The organism is Vibrio sp. SCSIO 43140, from assembly GCF_023716585.1.
GTDB lineage: Bacteria > Pseudomonadota > Gammaproteobacteria > Enterobacterales > Vibrionaceae > Vibrio > Vibrio maritimus_B.
Genome location: NZ_CP071850.1, coordinates 1,765,399 through 1,785,363, shown reverse-complemented (window position 1 = coordinate 1,785,363; position 19,965 = coordinate 1,765,399). Strand labels below are relative to the sequence as shown.

The 19,965-nt window shown below is 44.5% G+C and carries 18 protein-coding genes and 1 pseudogene; 10 read left to right on the top strand and 9 right to left on the bottom strand.

The genetic code is table 11. The features are described from left to right. Positions 1-2 precede the first annotated feature (2 nt). The 6 genes from J4N45_RS08265 (at position 3) to cobB (ending at position 7,498) form a co-directional block, all read left to right on the top strand. Positions 3-2,858, top strand: a complete 2,856-nt coding sequence (locus tag J4N45_RS08265) for a formate dehydrogenase subunit alpha (RefSeq protein ID WP_252014484.1) — start codon at positions 3-5, stop codon at positions 2,856-2,858. An 11-nt stretch (positions 2,859-2,869) separates the two neighbouring features. Further along, positions 2,870-3,478: a formate dehydrogenase FDH3 subunit beta gene (gene fdh3B / locus J4N45_RS08260; protein WP_042501521.1), complete on the top strand. Its 609-nt coding sequence runs from the start codon at positions 2,870-2,872 to the stop codon at positions 3,476-3,478. Between the two features lie 11 nt (positions 3,479-3,489). Next, positions 3,490-4,566 (top strand): formate dehydrogenase subunit gamma, encoded by a 1,077-nt coding sequence (locus J4N45_RS08255; RefSeq protein WP_252014483.1) that lies wholly within the window; start codon positions 3,490-3,492, stop codon positions 4,564-4,566. A 15-nt stretch (positions 4,567-4,581) separates the two neighbouring features. Beyond that, the gene (locus J4N45_RS08250) at positions 4,582-5,013 is read left to right on the top strand and encodes a hypothetical protein (protein WP_252014482.1); all 432 of its coding nucleotides are present in this window, start codon (positions 4,582-4,584) and stop codon (positions 5,011-5,013) included. A gap of 353 nt (positions 5,014-5,366) precedes the next feature. Next, the gene (locus J4N45_RS08245) at positions 5,367-6,587 is read left to right on the top strand and encodes an ammonium transporter (protein WP_234496007.1); all 1,221 of its coding nucleotides are present in this window, start codon (positions 5,367-5,369) and stop codon (positions 6,585-6,587) included. Positions 6,588-6,763: 176 nt separating this feature from the next. Next, positions 6,764-7,498, top strand: coding sequence for a Sir2 family NAD+-dependent deacetylase (cobB, locus tag J4N45_RS08240; protein WP_234496008.1), 735 nt, complete (start codon positions 6,764-6,766; stop codon positions 7,496-7,498). Positions 7,499-7,574: 76 nt separating this feature from the next. Here cobB and J4N45_RS08235 read toward each other — a convergent pair whose 3' ends face one another. From J4N45_RS08235 to potA, 5 genes are all read right to left on the bottom strand, one after another. After that, positions 7,575-8,612 (bottom strand): extracellular solute-binding protein, encoded by a 1,038-nt coding sequence (locus J4N45_RS08235; protein ID WP_252014480.1) that lies wholly within the window; start codon positions 8,610-8,612, stop codon positions 7,575-7,577. Positions 8,613-8,852: 240 nt separating this feature from the next. Beyond that, complete coding sequence (locus J4N45_RS08230; protein WP_234496010.1) at positions 8,853-9,887, bottom strand: extracellular solute-binding protein; 1,035 nt, start codon at positions 9,885-9,887, stop codon at positions 8,853-8,855. A gap of 95 nt (positions 9,888-9,982) precedes the next feature. Continuing rightward, complete coding sequence (potC, locus tag J4N45_RS08225; protein WP_042472982.1) at positions 9,983-10,753, bottom strand: spermidine/putrescine ABC transporter permease PotC; 771 nt, start codon at positions 10,751-10,753, stop codon at positions 9,983-9,985. Continuing rightward, a complete protein-coding gene (potB, locus tag J4N45_RS08220) occupies positions 10,753-11,610 on the bottom strand; it encodes a spermidine/putrescine ABC transporter permease PotB (protein ID WP_042472986.1) in 858 nt (285 codons plus the stop codon). The genes potC and potB overlap by 1 nt, the downstream gene beginning before the upstream one ends. After that, entirely contained in the window at positions 11,594-12,763 is a 1,170-nt protein-coding gene (gene potA, locus J4N45_RS08215; protein WP_252014478.1) for a spermidine/putrescine ABC transporter ATP-binding protein PotA, read from the bottom strand. The genes potB and potA overlap by 17 nt, the downstream gene beginning before the upstream one ends. A 275-nt stretch (positions 12,764-13,038) precedes the next feature. On the opposite strand from potA, the gene J4N45_RS08210 reads away from it, so the two are divergent. The 4 genes from J4N45_RS08210 to ttcA all read left to right on the top strand — a co-directional run bounded on the left by J4N45_RS08210 (position 13,039) and on the right by ttcA (position 16,414). Next, entirely contained in the window at positions 13,039-13,887 is an 849-nt protein-coding gene (locus J4N45_RS08210; protein ID WP_252014477.1) for a hypothetical protein, read from the top strand. Then, a complete protein-coding gene (locus J4N45_RS08205; protein WP_252014476.1) occupies positions 13,880-14,674 on the top strand; it encodes a glucosaminidase domain-containing protein in 795 nt (264 codons plus the stop codon). Before J4N45_RS08210 ends, J4N45_RS08205 begins: the two co-directional genes overlap by 8 nt. A gap of 21 nt (positions 14,675-14,695) precedes the next feature. Next, positions 14,696-15,352 (top strand): DUF2987 domain-containing protein, encoded by a 657-nt coding sequence (locus J4N45_RS08200; RefSeq protein WP_234496014.1) that lies wholly within the window; start codon positions 14,696-14,698, stop codon positions 15,350-15,352. Positions 15,353-15,520: 168 nt separating this feature from the next. Continuing rightward, positions 15,521-16,414, top strand: coding sequence for a tRNA 2-thiocytidine(32) synthetase TtcA (ttcA, locus tag J4N45_RS08195; RefSeq protein WP_128648504.1), 894 nt, complete (start codon positions 15,521-15,523; stop codon positions 16,412-16,414). A 62-nt stretch (positions 16,415-16,476) separates the two neighbouring features. Here ttcA and J4N45_RS08190 read toward each other — a convergent pair. From J4N45_RS08190 to fnr, 4 genes and pseudogenes are all read right to left on the bottom strand, one after another. Next, positions 16,477-17,316 (bottom strand): annotated as a pseudogene (locus tag J4N45_RS08190) (IS3 family transposase); the annotation flags it as partial. Further along, positions 17,316-17,819 (bottom strand): helix-turn-helix domain-containing protein, encoded by a 504-nt coding sequence (locus J4N45_RS08185; RefSeq protein ID WP_252011666.1) that lies wholly within the window; start codon positions 17,817-17,819, stop codon positions 17,316-17,318. The pseudogene J4N45_RS08190 and the gene J4N45_RS08185, both read right to left, overlap by 1 nt. Positions 17,820-18,033: 214 nt before the next feature. Next, on the bottom strand, positions 18,034-18,978 hold the full coding sequence (uspE, locus tag J4N45_RS08180) for a universal stress protein UspE (RefSeq protein WP_042472992.1): 945 nt from the start codon (positions 18,976-18,978) through the stop codon (positions 18,034-18,036). A gap of 166 nt (positions 18,979-19,144) precedes the next feature. Continuing rightward, positions 19,145-19,891, bottom strand: a complete 747-nt coding sequence (fnr, locus tag J4N45_RS08175; RefSeq protein ID WP_042472995.1) for a fumarate/nitrate reduction transcriptional regulator Fnr — start codon at positions 19,889-19,891, stop codon at positions 19,145-19,147. Positions 19,892-19,965 lie beyond the last annotated feature (74 nt).

Here is a 19,965-nt window from a genome sequence, read left to right as displayed (position 1 = left end):
GCATGAAACTAACTAAACGCTCCGACAATGTGAGCAAAAACGAAAACAAGCTAGGACTCAGCCGCCGTGCATTTATGCGCAACTCCTCTATTGCGGCGGGTGGTCTGGCAGCAGGTGCGTATACGTTCGCGCCCGGAATGATCAAAAAGGCACAGGCAGAATCTGTACCGGTTGATGCCAAAACTGAAGTAAAACGTACCATCTGTTCTCACTGTTCAGTGGGTTGCGGTATTTATGCTGAAGTACAAAACGGTGTATGGACGGGGCAAGAGCCTGCGTTCGACCATCCTTTTAATGCTGGTGGACACTGTGCGAAAGGTGCCGCTTTACGTGAGCATGGTCATGGTGAACGTCGTCTTAAATATCCAATGAAGCTCGAAGGCGGTAAGTGGAAAAAACTAAGTTGGGAAGATGCGATTGAAGAGATCGGCAACAAAGTTTTAGAGATCCGTAAAGAGTCAGGTCCAGATTCTGTTTACTGGTTGGGTAGTGCGAAGCACAGTAACGAACAGGCGTACATGTTCCGTAAGATGGCGTCGCTTTGGGGCACTAACAACGTAGACCACCAAGCACGTATTTGTCACTCAACCACGGTTTCTGGTGTAGCGAACACTTGGGGCTATGGTGCGATGACAAACTCTTTCAATGACATGCACAACTGTAAGTCGATGCTGTTCATCGGCTCTAACCCCGCAGAAGCGCACCCAGTTGCTATGCAGCACATCTTAATTGCCAAAGAAAAGAACCGCTGCCAAATTGTTGTGGCGGATCCTCGTCGTACTCGTACAGCAGCAAAAGCAAACCACTACTGTTCATTGCGCCCTGGTACTGACGTTGCCTTTATCTGGGGTCTACTATGGCACATCTTCGCAAATAAATGGGAAGATCAAGAGTTCATTCGTCAGCGTGTTTACGGTATGGAAGAGATCCGTGCTGAAGTTGCCAAATGGAATCCAGAGGAAGTGGAGCGCGTAACTGGCGTTAGTGAAGCTGACGTATACAAAGCGGCGAAAATCCTATCTGAGAATCGTCCAGGCAGTATCATTTGGTGTATGGGGGGTACGCAACATACCACTGGTAACAACAATACTCGTGCATACTGCGTACTAGAACTTGCGTTGGGTAACATCGGTAAATCGGGTGGTGGTGCAAACATCTTCCGTGGTCACGACAACGTGCAGGGTGCAACTGACCTTGGCGTACTATCTCACACGTTACCTGGCTACTATGGTCTGGCAGACGGTTCGTGGAAGCACTGGGCAAAAGTGTGGGATGTCGACTACGAGTGGATTAAAGAGCGATTTGACCAAAACGAGTATCGTGGCAAGAAACCAATGAACAACATGGGTATTCCTGTGTCACGTTGGATTGATGGTGTTCTAGAAAACAAAGACAACATCGAGCAGAACGATAACATTCGTGCCATGTTCTACTGGGGTCACGCGGTTAACTCGCAAACGCGTGGCGTTGAAATGCAAAAAGCGATGCAGAAGCTGGACATGATGGTCATCGTCGATCCATATCCAACTCACGCTGCGGTAATGAACAACCGCACTGATGGCGTGTATCTACTGCCAGCAACCACGCAATTCGAAACCTACGGTTCGGTAACAGCTTCGAATCGCTCTCTTCAATGGCGAGACAAGGTCGTTGAACCATTGTTCGATTCAAAACCTGACCACGAGATCATGTATCTTCTTACTAAGAAGCTTGGTTTTGAGAAAGAGTTGTTTAAAAACATCAAAGTTGAGAACAACGAGCCAAATATCGAAGATATTACTCGCGAGTTCAACAAGGGTATGTGGACGATTGGTTACACCGGTCAAAGCCCAGAACGTATCAAAGCGCACCAACAGAACTGGCATACCTTCCACAAGACCTCTTTGGTTGCCGAAGGCGGTCCAATCAATGGTGAAACCTACGGTCTACCTTGGCCATGCTGGGGCACACCTGAGATGAAACATCCAGGCACACACATTCTCTACGATACATCAAAAACTGTTGCTGATGGTGGAGGTAACTTCCGAGCTCGTTTTGGTGTTGAGTTTGAAGGTGACAACATTCTCGCTGAAGACAGTTACTCATTGGGCTGTGAACTGGAAGACGGTTACCCAGAGTTCACCGACAAGCTTTTGAAACAGCTTGGATGGTGGGATGACCTCACTGCAGAAGAAAAAGCCTCTGCCGAAGGTAAAAACTGGAAGACCGATCTATCGGGTGGTATCCAGCGTGTGGCAATCAAGCACGGCTGTATTCCATTTGGTAATGCGAAAGCACGCGCCATCGTATGGACATTCCCAGACAGAGTACCGCTGCACCGCGAGCCGCTTTACACGCCGAGACGTGATCTAGTCGCAGACTATCCAACATGGGATGACAGCGAGTCGATTTATCGTCTGCCAACTATGTACAAGTCAATCCAGGATAAAGACGTATCTGGCGAGTACCCAATCGTTCTTACTTCTGGCCGATTAGTGGAGTACGAGGGTGGTGGTGAAGAGACCCGTTCTAACCCTTGGCTTGCTGAACTGCAACGCGAAATGTTCGTTGAAGTTAACCCGAAAGACGCTAATGACATCGGCTTTAAAGACGGCGACATGGTCTGGGTTGAGGGTGCAGAGAAAGGGCGCATTAAGGTGAAAGCCATGGTGACACCTCGTGTGAAACCGGGTCTAGCGTTTATCCCATTCCACTTTGGCGGAAAGTTCCAAGGTGAGGACCTCACCAACAAGTATCCGGAGGGCACTGTGCCTTACGTTATTGGTGAAGCGGCCAACACTGCGACCACTTATGGTTATGACCCAGTGACCCAGATGCAGGAAACTAAAGTCACTCTCTGTAACATCAAGAAAGCGTAAGGAGTCACCTAATGGCTAATATGAAATTCCTATGTGACACCAAGCGTTGTATTGAATGTAACGGCTGTGTGACCGCATGTAAAAATGAAAATGACGACGCGCTGCAATGGGGTATCCAACGCCGTCGTGTCGTCACGTTAAACGACGGTCTTCCGGGTGAGAACTCGATCTCCGTGGCTTGTATGCACTGTACTGATGCTCCTTGTATGGCAGTATGTCCAGCAGACTGTTTCGAACGCACAGAGGATGGCATTGTACTTCACAACAAAGATCTTTGTATCGGTTGTGGCTACTGCTTATTTGCGTGTCCGTTTGGTGCTCCTCAGTTCCCGAAACAGGCAGCATTTGGTGAGCGTGGCAAAATGGACAAATGTACTTTCTGTGCCGGTGGCCCTGAAACTGAAGACAATTCAGAAGAAGAGCGTGCTAAATACGGTGCGAACCGTATTGCAGAAGGTAAATTGCCAATGTGTGCCGAGCTTTGCTCAACCAAGGCTCTTCTAGCAGGTGACGCAGCGAAAGTATCGGACATTTTCCGCCAACGTGTTGTGGAACGTGGTGCTAAAGATGCTGGCTGGACAGACGGTAATGACCTAGCGTATGACGCAACGAAAAGCTAATGGAGAGAGCAATGGCTATTTTGTCTAAACAACAAGGTTTGCTTGGCTCTATCTTCCAATTACTGCTGCCGCTATTGGCAGCAGTGGTTCTAGTGATGTCGTTTGGTGTTCACGCTGAAGAAAGCAAGAGCAATAAAGTTGTTCAAGGTGAGATGACACAGCTCGCTGGAGCGGACTATTGGCGCATGGTAAAGGAAGGAGTAGAGGGTACAACGACCTCCGCTTCTCCTGAACACGGTGTGTTGATTAGTACTCCGGGTGAGACGTGGTACATCTTAAAAGAGAAGTGGATGTCGCCTGCGGGAGCAGTTGCCATTTTTGGTAGCATCACCCTCGTTATGCTGGCGTATTTCATCGGTGGCCCGATGAAACTGTCAGGTGCTAGAACGGGACGTAAACTGCAAAGATGGAGTCGAATGGACCGAGCGCTTCACTGGAGTATGGCGTTTGTATTTCTAACGCTTGCATTCAGTGGTCTTATGCTGGTTTATGGTAAGCACTTTATGAAACCTTACGTCCCTACTGACTTGTGGGGGTGGACCGTATACCTAGCGAAACAATACCACAACTACATGGGGCCTATGTTCCTTGTACTGTTAGTTGCACTGCTAATCAAATGGTGGAGTAAATCTATTTTCACCAAAGTGGATGTACAGTGGTTTATGAAGCTTGGTGGTATGGCTGGGAAACACAAAGGCAGTCACCCGTCTGCGGGCTTCTCCAATGCAGGGGAAAAAGTACTGTTCTGGATGTTGATTATTGTTGGTGCTGTTGTTGCAGCAAGTGGATTGATTCTTGATTTCCCTATCTTTGGTCAGACCCGTCGAGATATGGAATGGTCAAACCTAATCCACATGCTCGCAGCGCTGATCCTTATTTGTGGCTTTATCTTCCACATTTATATCGGTCTATTCGGTATGGAAGGGGCGCTTGAAGGTATGGTAACGGGTGAGGTTGATGAGACTTGGGCTAAAGAGCACCATGACTTATGGTATGAGGAAGTCAAACACGAGTTAGACAACCCTAAGCCTAAAGAAGAGAAAGCCCAACCCAGTGTTGACGCCAAAACACGTAGCGACCTGACTTAAGGAGAGTATTAGGATATGCAAGAACAACACAAAGGTATTTGGATAGCATATATTCTCAGCCTCTTTACGCCTTTCACTCTACTAATTTCAGGTGTGATTGCTATCGTCTATGCGGGCTATCGCCTTGATAAAGGCGAAGATAGTGACGTAGTCAATTCGCACTACTACGGGTTGATTAGGACCTTCTTCCTGAATCTAACTTTCTTTGTCGTTTTAATCGTAACAGTAGCGACCTCTAACGGACTGCTAAAAGGCGTAACGCACTACTGGTATCAGGCGACTTGGATAGATCAGATTGCTAACTTCATCCCGTACGTGGGGATGTTGTTCGCATCAGTAGCGATTGTAGTCTGGATCATTCGAATGTTTGCCGGTATGAGTAAGCTTAAGCAAGACATCCCGATGACATTTGGTAAAGACGCGAAGCCAATTCAACACCTTCCTTAATCCGTTTCAAGATCGACTAAAAGGGTTTGCAGTGTTTCTGCAAACCCTTTTTTATTGGTTTAATTACAAATAGTTACATTTTTGCAACACAGTGGTGCACGCCAATTTGGTGCGAATTCACTTATATGGTGCATTTCTGGGTTGGATTGACTTTACTTACAAATAGCGACTTACAATAAAATCATTATTAATCAATGGAATAGACTAATTCTTCTCTCAATAAATAAATTGGAACGTTCTTTGCTCTATCAGTCGTTCAGATAAAAACGCATTCACCAAAATGGTGTATTGCAAAATGATGTAGCACGATTTTGGTGCGCGCATCCAATCATCGATAAAGGAGTGATCGACACATGACCCCCTCGGTAGAGCACGTACACGGTGCCGTACAAACACTAACTCAAAGCTCAGATACGCTTTTTTTATTGCTGGGCGCCATTATGGTGTTCTTAATGCACGCTGGTTTTGCATTTCTTGAAGTGGGGACTGTCAGGCATAAAAACCAAGTAAACGCTTTGGTTAAAATATTAGCTGATTTCGGCGTGTCCGCTATCGCTTATTTCTTTATCGGATATTGGGTCGCTTACGGAGGCACCTTCTTCGCAGACGCAGAAACGCTTTCTCAAGGAAATGGTTACGAACTCGTTAAGTTCTTCTTCTTGCTTACCTTTGCAGCGGCTATACCAGCTATTGTCTCTGGTGGTATTGCAGAACGCGCTCGATTTTATCCCATTCTTCTTGCAACGTTTTTCACCGTTGGATTAGTTTATCCATTATTTGAGGGCATGATTTGGAACGGCAACTTTGGGTTCCAAGGTTGGTTAGAATCGACATTTGGTGCGGGCTTCCACGACTTTGCCGGCTCAATCGTTGTTCACGGTGTGGGTGGCTGGATTGCATTAGTGGCGGTTGTCTTTCTTGGTATGAGAAAAGGGCGCATTCGTGCCGGTAAACACACTAACTTTGCTCCTTCGAATATTCCATTCTTAGCTCTAGGTGCGTGGATTCTGAGTGTAGGTTGGTTTGGTTTTAATGTCATGTCAGCCCAAACGTTAGAAGGTATTAGTGGTTTAGTTGCCATGAACTCGCTGATGGCGATGGTAGGCGGTATTCTTGCTTCTCTCGTCGTTGGTCGTAATGACCCAGGGTTTATTCACAATGGACCATTGGCTGGCCTAGTTGCCGTATGTGCGGGCTCTGATCTTATGCATCCAATTGGTGCTCTAATTACTGGCGGTGTTGCAGGTGCATTGTTTGTTTGGGTATTTACCTATCTTCAAAACAAAACCAAGATTGATGACGTATTAGGTGTTTGGCCTTTGCACGGTTTGTGTGGTGCTTGGGGTGGTATTGCCGCAGGTATCTTTGGTCAACAGGCATTGGGCGGTTTAGGTGGTGTTAGCCTTATGTCTCAAATTGTGGGCACAATTGCGGGTATCTCAGTAGCGGTTATTGGTGCGGGACTTGTATACGGTATTCTCGATAAGCTAACAGGATTGCGTCTATCAGAAGAAGATGAGTTCAAAGGTGCCGATTTAGCCATCCATAAAATCTCTTCAACAAACGAAGACTGATTGATTACAAGAGCTAGCGATGAATTCGTTAGCTCTTGTTCCTTAATACCTATTAACCTATTGAAGAACCGAAACTTCCTCCCAATTAGACTATCGTCTAATCCCCAAAACTATTGATGTTATTCGTTACGTGTTACTCTTGTGATAACAATAATAAGTTAGCACAAGGAAGGTCTATGAAGTTTCCCTACAAAAATGTCGTTGTTTTGACTGGTGCTGGTATCTCTGCGGAATCAGGCATTCAAACATTCCGCGCTCAGGATGGTCTTTGGGAAAACCACAGGATTGAAGATGTCGCTACGCCAGAGGGTTTTGTTCGTGATCCTGATCTGGTGCAACACTTTTACAATCAACGTCGCCGAAAACTGCAGCAAGAAAACATCTTGCCCAATGCAGCACATATCGCCCTAGGTCAATTAGAGAAAGAACTAGAGGGGAGTGTCACTGTTATCACTCAAAATATAGATAACTTGCATGAGAGAGGTGGTAGTGAAAATATCATCCACATGCACGGTGAACTGCTTAAAGCACGCTGTGAAGAGTCTGGGCAGGTTGTAGAAATGAAAGACGACATTATGACGGGTGATCTTTGCCATTGTTGCCAAATCCCTTCGCAAATGCGCCCTCATATTGTTTGGTTCGGTGAAATGCCTTTACGCATGGGCGATATCTACGCTGCCATTGAGCAAGCAGATCTGTTTATTTCTATCGGTACGTCGGGTGTTGTATATCCAGCAGCCGGATTTGTTCATGATGCCAAAATGCATGGTGCTCATACCATAGAAATTAACCTAGAACCGAGTGCAGTAGAAAGTGAATTTGAAGAAAAACGATATGGCAAAGCGAGTCTTGAAGTGCCAAAGCTAGTTAAGGAAATACTCGCTCTGCAAACACAAGACCACGCGGTATAACCTATAAATTTCATCGATTGACAAAAAAATAAGCCCTCCACTGGAGGGCTTATTTGTGTATGAAACAGTAGTTGGATTAGTTATCTACTTTTAGCTTTTGGAAGTACTCTTCATAAAGCGTACCTGCCTCGCCAACTTCATCTTGCCATGTGCCTGAATCCATGACTTCTTGAGGAGGGAAGACGTTAGGATCTTCAGCAAACTCTTTCGGTAGTAATGGATATGCGGATTTAACAGGAGTTGGGTAACCAATCTCTAAAGCAATCTTTGCAGCGTTTTCTGGGCGAAGTAGAAAGTCGATCATCTTGTGTGCCGCATCAATGTTCTTAGCACCAGAAGGAATCGCTAGGCTGTCCATCCAGAAGATCGCACCTTTCTCAGGCCATACGATATCTATTGAAGCGCCTTCCTGACGAGCCATGTATGCAGAGCCATTCCAAAGCATACCAAGTGACACTTCACCAGCGAGGTAAGGGTTAGCAGGGAAATCTGAGTTAAATACTAGAACGTTTGGTACGAGTTTTCTCAGCTCTTCATAAGCGGCTTTGATTTCTTCGGGATTAGTTGTGTTTGGAGAGTAACCCAGCTTCGTCAATGCGATATGGAATACTTCACGAGAGTCGTCCATCATCATCAACTGACCTTCCCATTGCGGGTCCCAGAGGTCGCCCCAAGAGCTAACTGCTGAACGGTCGAGCATGTCAGTATTGATACCGATGCCCGTCGCACCCCAGATGTATGGGATTGAATATTTATTGTCTGGATCAAAAGGTTTGTCTAGATAGTTAGGATCCAAATCTTGGTAGTGTGATAGCTTCTCTTTGTCGATTTCTTGAAGCATACCTTCTTTACGCATTTTAGAGACAAAGTACGTAGAAGGTACCACTAAGTCGTAACCAGAGCCTTGCGTCTTAAGTTTCGCATACATGCTCTCGTTAGATTCGTAAGTGGAGTAGATGACTTTAATACCAGTTTCTTTCGTAAAGTCTTCTAGTACTTCGTTAGGAATGTATTCAGACCAGTTGTAGAAGTAAAGTTCTTCGTTGGCTGCAAACGCCGGGGTAGTGAAGAGAGTCGCCGCACAAAGTGCGCCTGCATACAATTTGCTTTTCATTACTTTTCCGTTTGTATTGGTAAACAAAGAGTCTCTTAGAGACATGACAATATGAGAACGTAGGGTTTCTCACACTACTTTGCACGCCACCATTATTTGATGTGCATCACAACATTATATCAGTCATTGATTAAATACTCTATGTAGGAATTTACAAAAATTAAACGTTTAGAATGGTATAGGGTGACAGCCATAAAAAAAGGTGGCAAATGCCACCTTTAAAAATATCAATAAAACGAGTTACTGACCTGCTTTTAGCTTCAAGAAATAATCTTCGTAGATAACTGTACTATCGCCTACAGCATCTTGCCACTCCACGCGGTCTAGATCTTCTTGTGACGGGAACAAAGCTGGGCTGTCTTTAAACTTCTCATTCGATTCTTTAACCGCAGTTAAATAACCCGTGTCACGAGAAATTTGTTCAGCAATTTCCGGGCGCAGTAAGAAATCAATCATCTTGTGCGCCGCATCAACGTTTTTTGCACCAGAGCTAATAGCAAAGTTGTCTACCCAACCAATGCCACCTTCTTTAGGGAAGACAAGTTTAATTGGCAAACCCTCGTTTTGCGCTGCTGCAGCTGAGCCGTTCCAAAGCATACCCAGACCAACTTCACCAGACATATAAGGTGCACCTGGGTTGTCAGAATTGAAAACTAATACGTTTGGCATAAGTTTTTGAAGCTCGGCGTATGCTTCATCAATTTGAGCTTTGTCTGTCGTATTACCAGAGTAGCCAAGTTTGCGAAGTGCGATATGGAATACTTCTCGAGTATCGTCCATCATCATCAATTGACCTTCTAGCTCAGGCTTCCATAGATCAGCCCAGCTTGTGAACTCGTCTGGGTCATACATATCGGTATTGACAGCGAGACCTGTAATAGCAACAACGTGTGGAATAGAGTAGTCATTGTTTGGATCGTAAGGCTTATCCAAGTAGTTTGGGTCTAGATTGCTGAAGTTTGATAGTTTTGATTTATCAATTTTCTGAAGCATGCCTTCATCACGCATCTTTGCGACAAAGTAAGTTGACGGCACAACAAGGTCATAACCTTTATTGTGAGTCTTTAGCTTTGCATACAAGGTTTCGTTCGACTCATAAGTAGAGTAGATAACCTTGATACCGGTCTCTTTGGTGAACTGCTCAAGGAGATTACTGTTGATGTAAGGTCCCCAGTTCATGAACACGAGTTCTTTATCTTCTTCTGCACTAACTGCTCCAGAGAGAAGAGAAAGTGCACATGCACTACCAGCTAAAAAAGTAGCCCATTTTTTCATTGACGTTAGCTCCAAAACAAACGCTGCCGTTATGGCATAGATATAAAAAGAGCAGAATGACAACGCCATTCTGCTCCAGTCGGTAAAATAGCGGATTATTTCACTTTTTCTCTGGCAAGTAGTTGCGATGCAACCACAAGTACCAAAGATACAATCAACATAAGTGTAGCCAATGCATTCACTTCTGGCGAAATGCCGACCTTAACCATCGAATAAATCTTCAATGGAAGGATTTCATAAGTAGGCCCGGTTACGAAAGAGCTCACAATGACATCGTCTAGAGATAGCGTAAACGAAAGCAACCAACCTGCTGCTACAGCGGGTTTTGCTAGTGGCAGGATAATCTGTTTCAAGATCGTCCATTCACCTGCGCCCAAGTCTTTCGCAGCCTCAAGCATCTTCACATCAAAGCCTTTCAAGCGGCTATATACTGTGACTACCACGAAAGGTAGACAGAAAGTGATGTGGGCAATTAGCAAACTAAAGAAGCCAAGCTGAGCACCAAGTACCAAGAAAATCGCAAGCAGTGAAATTGCCATCACGATATCTGGTGACATCATCACGATGAACAGCAAACCACTGACCGCTCCTTTGCCTTTAAACTGATAGCGGAATAGGGCGACTGCCGTCAAACTACCAATAATTGTCGCCGCGGTGGCCGAGAAAACCGCCACGTTGAGAGAATGCCATGCAGCTTGCATCAAACTGTCGTTGTTAACGAGAGCGTCGTACCACTTGGTTGTAAACCCGCCCCATTTCATACCAAATTTGTTGGCATTAAAGGAGTTAGCAATCAAAACAATGATTGGTAGATACAAGAACGCGTACACTACCGTCATAAAACTAAATCTTACAGCGCGTCCCATTATTCGAGCTCCACTTTACGGTTTAAGAGCTTGCCTGCTCGGTAGTAGGCGTACAGCATGACAGCCATCGCTGCCGTAAGCGCGATACTCGTCGCTGCACCGAACGGCCAATCTCGAGCATTGAGTATTTGACTCTTAATCACGTTACCAATGAGAAGGTTCTTCGCCCCGCCCAATAGGTCGGCAATATAGAACATTCCAAGTGCTGGTAGTAGCACTAACAAACACCCACCGATGATTCCCGGCATGGTCAATGGAAGAATGACTCGAGTCAGTGTTTGCCATTTGTTGGCACCTAGATCTCTAGCAGCTTCGATATACGTGCCATCGAGTTTCTCAATCGCTGAATAAAGCGGAAGGATCATAAATGGCAACAGAATATAGACCAAACCGATCATTACCGCTGTTTCTGTGTACATGATACGCAGTGGCTTATCGATAATATCGAGTGCCAGTAAGCTCTTATTTAAAATGCCTTGTGTACCCAGTACAATCTTTAATCCGTAGGTGCGGATTAGAGAGTTGGTCCAAAATGGCACAATAACCAAGAACAACATAAATGGTCGCCACTTTTCAGGCATTTTCGCAACGATATACGCAAATGGGTAACCAACAACCAAGCAGATAAGCGTCGCCACGATCGCCATATAGAACGAGTGGAACAACACTTTCGCGTAAAGAGGGTCGAGTAAACGCGCATAGTTCTCGAGTGTAAACGTCATCTCAATTAAGTTAGCTTCATCTCGAGTTAAGAAGCTAGTACCGATGATCATCACGTTCGGAATTAGCACAAATAGTACTAACCAACCAACAATCAGCGTAATGATGGCGTTTTGTAGATTAAATTTCTTGCTCATCTTTTAGCACCACTTCCCAGCTTTCAACCCAAGTTACGGCTACTTTTTGACCTAGCGAGTGGTCTACATCTGGATCATCTTCATTGAAGAATTCGCTGACCATGACACGCATGCCAGACTCAAGTTCCACAACAGAATCCAAAGTCATACCTTTATAAGTACGCTCTGCCACGTGACCAACGATACCTTTATTTTCAGACTCTTTGATCTCTTCGATACGCAAGTCTTCTGGGCGGAGTAGAACTTGTAGTTTCTCGCCGGACTCAAAGGCTTTATCGTAGTAAACAATACTCTTCTGACCTTCGATTTCTGCATTGATACGTTTGTCATCGATACGGTCGATCGCAGTCGCGTTAAACACGTTAATTTCGCCAATGAAGCGAGCAACAAACAAGTTTTTAGGTTCTTCGTAGATCTCACGAGGAGAACCATCTTGCTCAATAACACCATCACGCATCACGATGATACGGTCAGACATGGACAAAGCTTCTTCTTGATCGTGCGTTACGAAGATAAAGGTGATGCCTAGCTGTCTTTGTAACTGCTTGAGCTCGATCTGCATCTGCTTGCGGAGTTTGTAGTCCAGCGCAGACAGTGATTCGTCCAAAAGCAGAACCTTTGGTTTATTAACAACTGCACGAGCGATAGCGATACGCTGTTGCTGACCGCCCGAAAGTTGGTGCGGTTTACGTTGAGCCATTTTCTCTAGGCGAACCATCTTCAACGCTTCTAGAACACGAGGTTCTATTTCTGCATTTGGTACTTTTTGCATACGCAAACCAAATGCCACGTTTTCGAAAACGGTCATATGAGGGAATAGGGCATAGCTCTGGAAAACTGTGTTGACGTGTCTCTGTTCAGCAGGGACTTCCGTTACATCTTGACCGTCGAGGTTGAGTCTTCCACTGTCGACGGTTTCGAAACCGGCGATCATTCTAAGTACTGTGGTTTTTCCGCAACCTGAAGGACCCAATATAGTGAGAAACTCACCATGATTAACGTTTAAGTTAAGATTTGCGATGATTTCCTTACCATCGAAACTTTTCCTCACACCAGCTAGCTGTACGACTGGTGTTCCTTCTGAATGTTTAGCGTTCAACGTCTGTTTTTCTCCACCTTGGCCAAAAATATAGCGGCCAGTTGCTATACACATTTAAGGCGCGCATCATAATCACCAATTGGGTGAAATCAAAGCATTTTCTTATCTCGAAACAGAAAAAATTTTGCAGGTAAAACTAAACATTATTTACCATACTAGGTTTATAGTGTAACGAGTTGAATGTTTTGCCTTATCAATTGGTTAATTATCACCCAAAAAGACTAGAAAGCAAGGTGATAACAGTGATAAAACAATCTCGTTACCGCTATAATGTCGCAGCCTTTTCAACGAAGAACACACGTTAGCAAAACGTGTAACTTGGAAAACTTATGAATAAAGACTTTGAAAGAGACTTCAATTTAGGTGGGACAATAGAGCGCGCCATTTCAGGGAAATACGAACTCAAAGCGGGTGCTGTGTTTCATGAAGCATGGCAACAAACGATGAAGCATTTTTTATCTTTCTCACCTGCGATTGTAGCTCTGATTGTTGTGCAGCTTGGTATCTTCTATATCGCTCTCAAGCTGCAACTGGGTGACCCTTCCGTAATATTGCAAGGGTTCCAAGACCCAAGCTTGCTTAACGAGGGGATTTTTCAAGCTATTTTCGTCGCGAACTTCAGCTATGAAGTTGTCAGCGCTCCGGTTTATGCCGGGATCTCTTTAATGGCGATGAGCCATGCCGCTGGCCTTACGACCAAACCACGACATATAGCGAAAGGGCTTCAGTATACGGTTCCCGTGATCATCGCGACTTTATTTAGCCTTATGCTGCAAGGCATCGTGAGTATGATTTTACCATTCTTGTCGATGTACCTCTCTTTGGCGTTCAGTCAGTCTATTCTGCTCATCTGTGAGAAGAAAGTGCCACCGCTGCAATCTTTGTTGCTATCGCTTCGTGCAGTAAATAAGAAGATTTTCGTGCTTTCGGGTATTTATCTACTCCTCGTACTCATGTTTATCGTCGGTGCTATGTTTTACGGAATCGGTTTGATTTTCGTTTTACCATTCTTCTTCCACGTCAAAGGGATCCTTTATCGTGAAATGTTTGGCATTACGTTGAAAATCGTTGCTACCGAAGACAATGGCTCTAGCGACCAAGATGGGGATGATAACGACCCAACGCCACCAAGTAATGACGACAAGCCAAATAAAAACCCAGAGGTATTTGATGCGTAAGTCGCATAAGTTTCTGTCTCTAGCCGCTCTCCTCACGGGGAGCGCTTTTTTATTCTTCTACGAAAAACACTCTGACGATGCTGATGACGAGGTGATATCGCTACCCGCGATCACCGAAGATAAACCCGATATCGCAAGCATTACAGACGTGACCGTGAAAAAAGAGACCTTCTTTGATTATTTGCGTCCTGGCATTGCTATTGAAAATGCTCGGATTGAAAAAGAAAGAAGACGATTGCTCGCCATTAAAAACGCGTTGGATGAACAAGCTTTGACGAGCGAACAAGAGGCGACAGCGAAGCGACTAGGTAAGCTGTATAATCTAGAACCTACAAACGTTGACTATGAGTGGGTAGACACAATGCTAGCGCGCGTTGATGTTCTTCCTGAAGCACTTGTGTTGACTCAAGCAGCCAACGAGTCTGCATGGGGAACATCGCGATTCGCGAAAGAAGCAAATAACTACTTTGGTCAGTGGTGTTACTCTAAAGGGTGCGGACTGGTACCACTTCAACGTACGGAAGGCATGACACACGAAGTCGCCAAATTTAGCTCTCCTCAAGGGTCTATTCACGGCTATTTTATGAATGTTAATCGTAATAGAGCGTATCAAGAACTTCGAGACATACGCGCATCTATTCGTGAGCAAGGTGCTGATCTGACCTCGGAGCAAGCTGCTTTAGAGTTAACGAATGGATTACTTCGATATTCAGAGCGAGGTGAGGCATACGTCAAAGACCTACAAGCGATGATTCGACATAATGAGCGATTCTGGACAACACAATAATAATCAAAGCATAAACACAATATGAAAGTAGTAAAATTAGCCCTTTTAGGACTGGCCGCATCAACCTTTGCGGTTCCGACTCTAGCTCAAGAGTATATGTTCACCTATTCAAAGTTGTATTCTCAAATGAAGAACAACGCCAAAGAAGGCCATGAAGATGTCAAAGTGGCCTTCTTCTTCGTTGATGCCGACTCAAAAAACCTTTGTCCTATTGAAAAAGCATGGATGGAGAAAGAGGAGCATTATGAAGAATTGCCACCAAGTCCAATCAACGAACTTGTCGTACCGTTAGATAACAACCTTAAGTCTGCGAATCCATTAGTGTTTGTTCATACTCCTGAAGACCAGCGCTGTGATTTTTCAATGGTTGTCATGACCACCGAACCTATGTCTGGCGAGGTGTCGTATGGCGAAGTTGAAACACTGTTACCCCAAATGCAAGTTATGCTAGAAGACTTAGGTGGCATGTTCGCTAGCTGGTTCACTCCGGATGTCGAAGGTATTACTTTAGAGTTTGCGCCTAATATAGAGGGTAAGGTTTCGTTTTCAAATGGTGGCTCTGTAGCATTACAAAATGGTAAAGCTCAAGTTCGCCTTAGCGACATAGGAGAGGGTGGCTATATGACCCTACCAGGAGAAACGATTCGAATCCTTCCTTATCTACCTGGCGCTGAGTAAACCATACGCTCATCTCATCATACACCTATCTCATATTGTTTGACTCCCAACCTAAAGGGGGTCAAACAACCATTTAATCTTTCTCAAAAAGCTCGTATAATCCACGCCCCAGATAATTCCCAGTAGGAAATCCTATCGTCGACTTTGTCGGCAATGTGAGAGCACGTGATGAATCAGACAGATACAAGAAAAGAAACCCTAGAGTTCAACAAGCTTCAGAAGCGACTTAGAAGAAATGTTGGCAACGCAATCATCGACTACAACATGATTGAAGAAAATGATGTGGTGATGGCGTGTATCAGTGGTGGTAAAGATTCGTTCGCGATGCTCGATATCCTATTGAACCTTCAAAAAGCAGCACCGATCAAGTTTGATGTGGTTGCGGTAAACCTTGACCAAAAACAACCAGGTTTTCCAGAGCACATTCTGCCAGACTATTTCGAAACTCTGAACATTCCTTACTACATCGTAGACAAGGACACTTACTCAGTGGTTAAAGAGAAAATTCCTGAAGGTAAAACCACATGCGGCCTATGTTCACGACTTCGTCGTGGTACGCTTTATTCTTTTGCTGAGAAGATTGGCGCTACAAAAATTGCCCTTGGTCATCACCTAGACGATATTGTGGAAACCATGTTCCTAAACATGTTCCACGGCTCTCGCCTAAAAGCGATGCCACCGAAACTTCGTTCAGATGATGGTCGTAACGTGGTTATTCGTCCACTAACATACTGCCGTGAAAAAGATCTGATTAAATACGCTGAGCACAAAGAATTCCCAATCATTCCATGTAACCTGTGTGGTTCTCAAGAGAACCTGCAACGTCAGTCAATTAAAGCGATGCTGATCGATTGGGATAAAAAGACGCCAGGGCGTGTTGAAGCTATCTTTAAATCTATTCAAAACGTGAGCCCAAGCCAATTGGCTGACCGTGAACTGTTCGATTTCGTGAACCTTCCATTGGATCGTGAAGGCTCACGTGAAGAGTATGAGTTTAGTGAGGCGACGGTTTCGTCGACAAACATCGATGAGTCCATGTTTATTGATGTGACTAATGTTTAGTGCACAGCTAGATTGACGAAAACGCCCCTCATTGAACTGACCCCATAAAGTTGGACTCATTTCTAAGCGGCTGCTAAGGCTTGATTTCGATATGCTATCGGACTCAGGCCTTTTAACTTCAGCTTAATTCGTTCGTTATTGTAATAGTCTATGTATTCTCTAATTCTTTCAATCAGTTCATCTGCACTTTTAAAGACTTCGTTATGATACATCTCTGTCTTGAGTATTCCGAAGAAGTTCTCAGCAACCGCATTGTCTAAGCAATTCCCTTTTCTAGACATACTTTGAGCGAGCCCTTTCTTCTTGAGATGGTTTTGATACGCCTTATTTTGATACTGCCAGCCTTGGTCTGAATGCACGATGGGATTCTCATGCTTTTTAAGTGTCTTTATCGCCTTTTTTATCATGTCAGTGACCAAGGGTAATGCTGCTGACTTACGCACCTCATAACTCACGACTTCTTGGTTGAATAAGTCGATAACGGGTGACAGATAAACCTTCTGACCATCGACTTTAAACTCGGTCACATCCGTTACCCACTTTTGGTTCGGTTTGTTGGCATTGAATTCTCTTTTTAATAAGTCCGAAGCGATCCGCCCAACTTCGCCTTTGTATGATTTGTATCTCTTGGGCCTGACCTTGGACCTAAGACCAAGCTCAATCATAAGACGTTGAACTCGTTTATGGTTAATCACCATGCCTGCCTTCCTCAAGGTGCATGTGATTCTGCGATATCCATAGCGCCCTTTGTGTTGCTGATAGATATCACGTATTTGCCTTTTTAAACTCGATTCAGAGTATGACTCCTGTGTTGTATTACGATGATAGTAATACACACTTCGGGCTAACCCAGTAGCTTTGAGTAAATGGTGCAAGCGGTACTTTGCCTTGAGCTCATCGACTACGAGTGTCTTTGCTTTGCTTTTTTCTTTTTGGCTTGAGCCAAGGCCTCTAACTTTTTTAGGACAGCATTCTCTGCACGTAAATACTCAAGTTCCTCTCTTAGTTCTTTCTCTGTCATCTGCTCAGATGGCTTAGGTTTAAGAGAGTGGTTTGTCATGCAAGGTCTGCCTTTTTTCTGTGGTTTAAGCCGGGATATACCCTGCTGAGCATAAAGCTTTTGCCATTGAAATAGTATCCCTGGAGACGATAAATCAAAGTAAGCACTGGTATATCTTAAGGACCAGTTATTAATACGCATAGTCTTTAGAACTTCTAGTTTAAAGTCTTGACTATAGGGAGCTTGCTCGTGACGAAAGCTATTTTCCCCATGAATTTGATAAACCGACACCCAATAACGAATTTGGTCTGACGATACTCCGAATTTAAGGGCAAGAGCTCTTGACCCCTCGTGTTGTGCATACTTAGCCAATTTTAGCTTGAATGCTCTGTGGTGTTTGGACATAAAAAGACCCCCAGTAATTGGAATGTCCAACTATTGGGGGTCAGTTCACATTGAGGGGCGTTTTTTAAAATAGGTTCCAATTTATTCTACCAAGGTTTGGTAGATACGCCCGTCATTCCTGTGTAGGCAGGAATCTACTTGAGGCTTGGTGCATGCGTTGAGAAGACCCCTGCCTGCGCAGGGGTGACGGACTTATGGAGCTCAACGAATCCTATCAGGCTTCACTTGGGTCGAGCGGGCTAATATAACCGTCAGGCTTAAGTGCCATTACATCACAGTTAATTTTATCGATCACATGCTCTGCTGTATTACCAATGAATACTGCGGATAAGCCAGTTCGTCCAGTCGTCCCAAGGATCACCATACCCGCATCGAGTTGTCGGGCGACATCTGGGATGATGTCTTCAGGTAGACCCTGTTCGACAATGGTTTGCTCTTCTGAATAACCGTGTTTTTGACGCAGTGCTTTCATCGCCGTTAAATGGTGTCCTCTAACAGCATCTGTATAGGTCGCTGGGTCAAATTCAGGAAGTTCAATAGTGATGTTTGCAGGGGTAACAGGGTAGGCATTGACCAAATAGCCAGTCGCTCCCAAACGCTCGGTTAAACTATCAAGCTGTTTGACCATGCAGTCATTGAGATCAATGTGAGTGGGGTTTTCTGAACCGACATGCACAGAGGCAACGATATTTGCTTTCTCTGGCCAGTCTGCATTTTTAACGAGAAGAACAGGCACCGGACATTTACGAAGTAAGTGCCAATCGGTTGGGGTGAAGATAACCGACTCCAAAATATCGTGCTTGCGTGTTGCTTTGATCACGATATCTTTTTGACCCTCAAACACTTCTTCAACAATCGCCACATAAGGGCGATTATGCCAAACAACTTTGACATCAAGATCAAAACTGTCATCGAGGAATGGCTTTGCCACGTTCCTCATCCACTCTTCCCGCTGGTGTATTACTCCACGTCTCATTGCGTCACGCTCTTCGTGAGACAACATAGAGGTCATGTCATAGGAAAAGTCGTAGATAGATAAGAAGAAAGAAATGTGGCTCCTAGATTTACTCTTCTTAGCAAGTTGAACCGCACGAGCAAGGGCAGGTTGCTCATCGCTATTAAGGTTCGCAACGACGAGGATTTTACTGTAGATGCTCATAGATACTCCCTACCTATATGGGCTATTACCTATAGATAACTTTAGCGCAAATCTATGAATCTTTGAATCTTTTTAGAAAAATTCGAAAACAGGGAGGGAGAAATTTGAAGTGGCTCATTATAGAGCCACTTAGGAAAGGATTATGAGTTTGAAATGAATAACGTATCTATTCTTTAGAAACGCCAGCCATTTCCATCAAAGCATCATGATCAATGATAGTGATGTATTTACCTTTTACACTCAGCACTTCTGACTTTTGGAAGCGACCGAGTAGGCGGCTGATAGTTTCAACCGTTAAACCTAGATAGTTACCGATATCACCACGTGTCATCGTTAAGCGGAACTCTCTTGGGCTGAATCCGCGCTGAGAGAAACGCGTTGAAAGGTTGTATAGGAATGCCGCTAAACGTTCTTCTGCATTCTTCTTAGAAAGAAGCAGAATCATTTCTTGGTCACCCTTAATCTCATTCGACATCAGACGCATGATCTGTTGGCGAAGCTTTGGCATTTTTCCAGATAGGTCGTCTAAAATCTCGTAAGGGATTTCACATACCATCGAGGTTTCAAGCGCTTGAGCGAAGCTAGGGTGCTCATCACCAGTAATTGCGTCGAAGCCCACTAAATCACCTGCCAGGTGGAATGCAGTAATCTGCTCATCACCTTGCTCTGTGATTGTGTAACTCTTAATTGTCCCTGAGCGAATGGCGTACAAAGATTTTAGTTCATCACCAGCTTTAAATAGCTCCTGACCTTTTTGAATTGGTTTCTTACGCTCAATGATCTGATCGAGTTGATCAAGTTCAGATTCGTTGAGAGTAAAGGGGATGCAAAGCTGACTGATACTACAATCTTGGCAATGAATGGCACAACCACCAGACTGAATACGTTTTGCTACAGGCTTTTCAGAAATCATAACAACCTTTCACTATTTGATGTACATCAAGATTTTATCATTCATTACCCCCAAAGGGTAGCTAAAAAATCAAT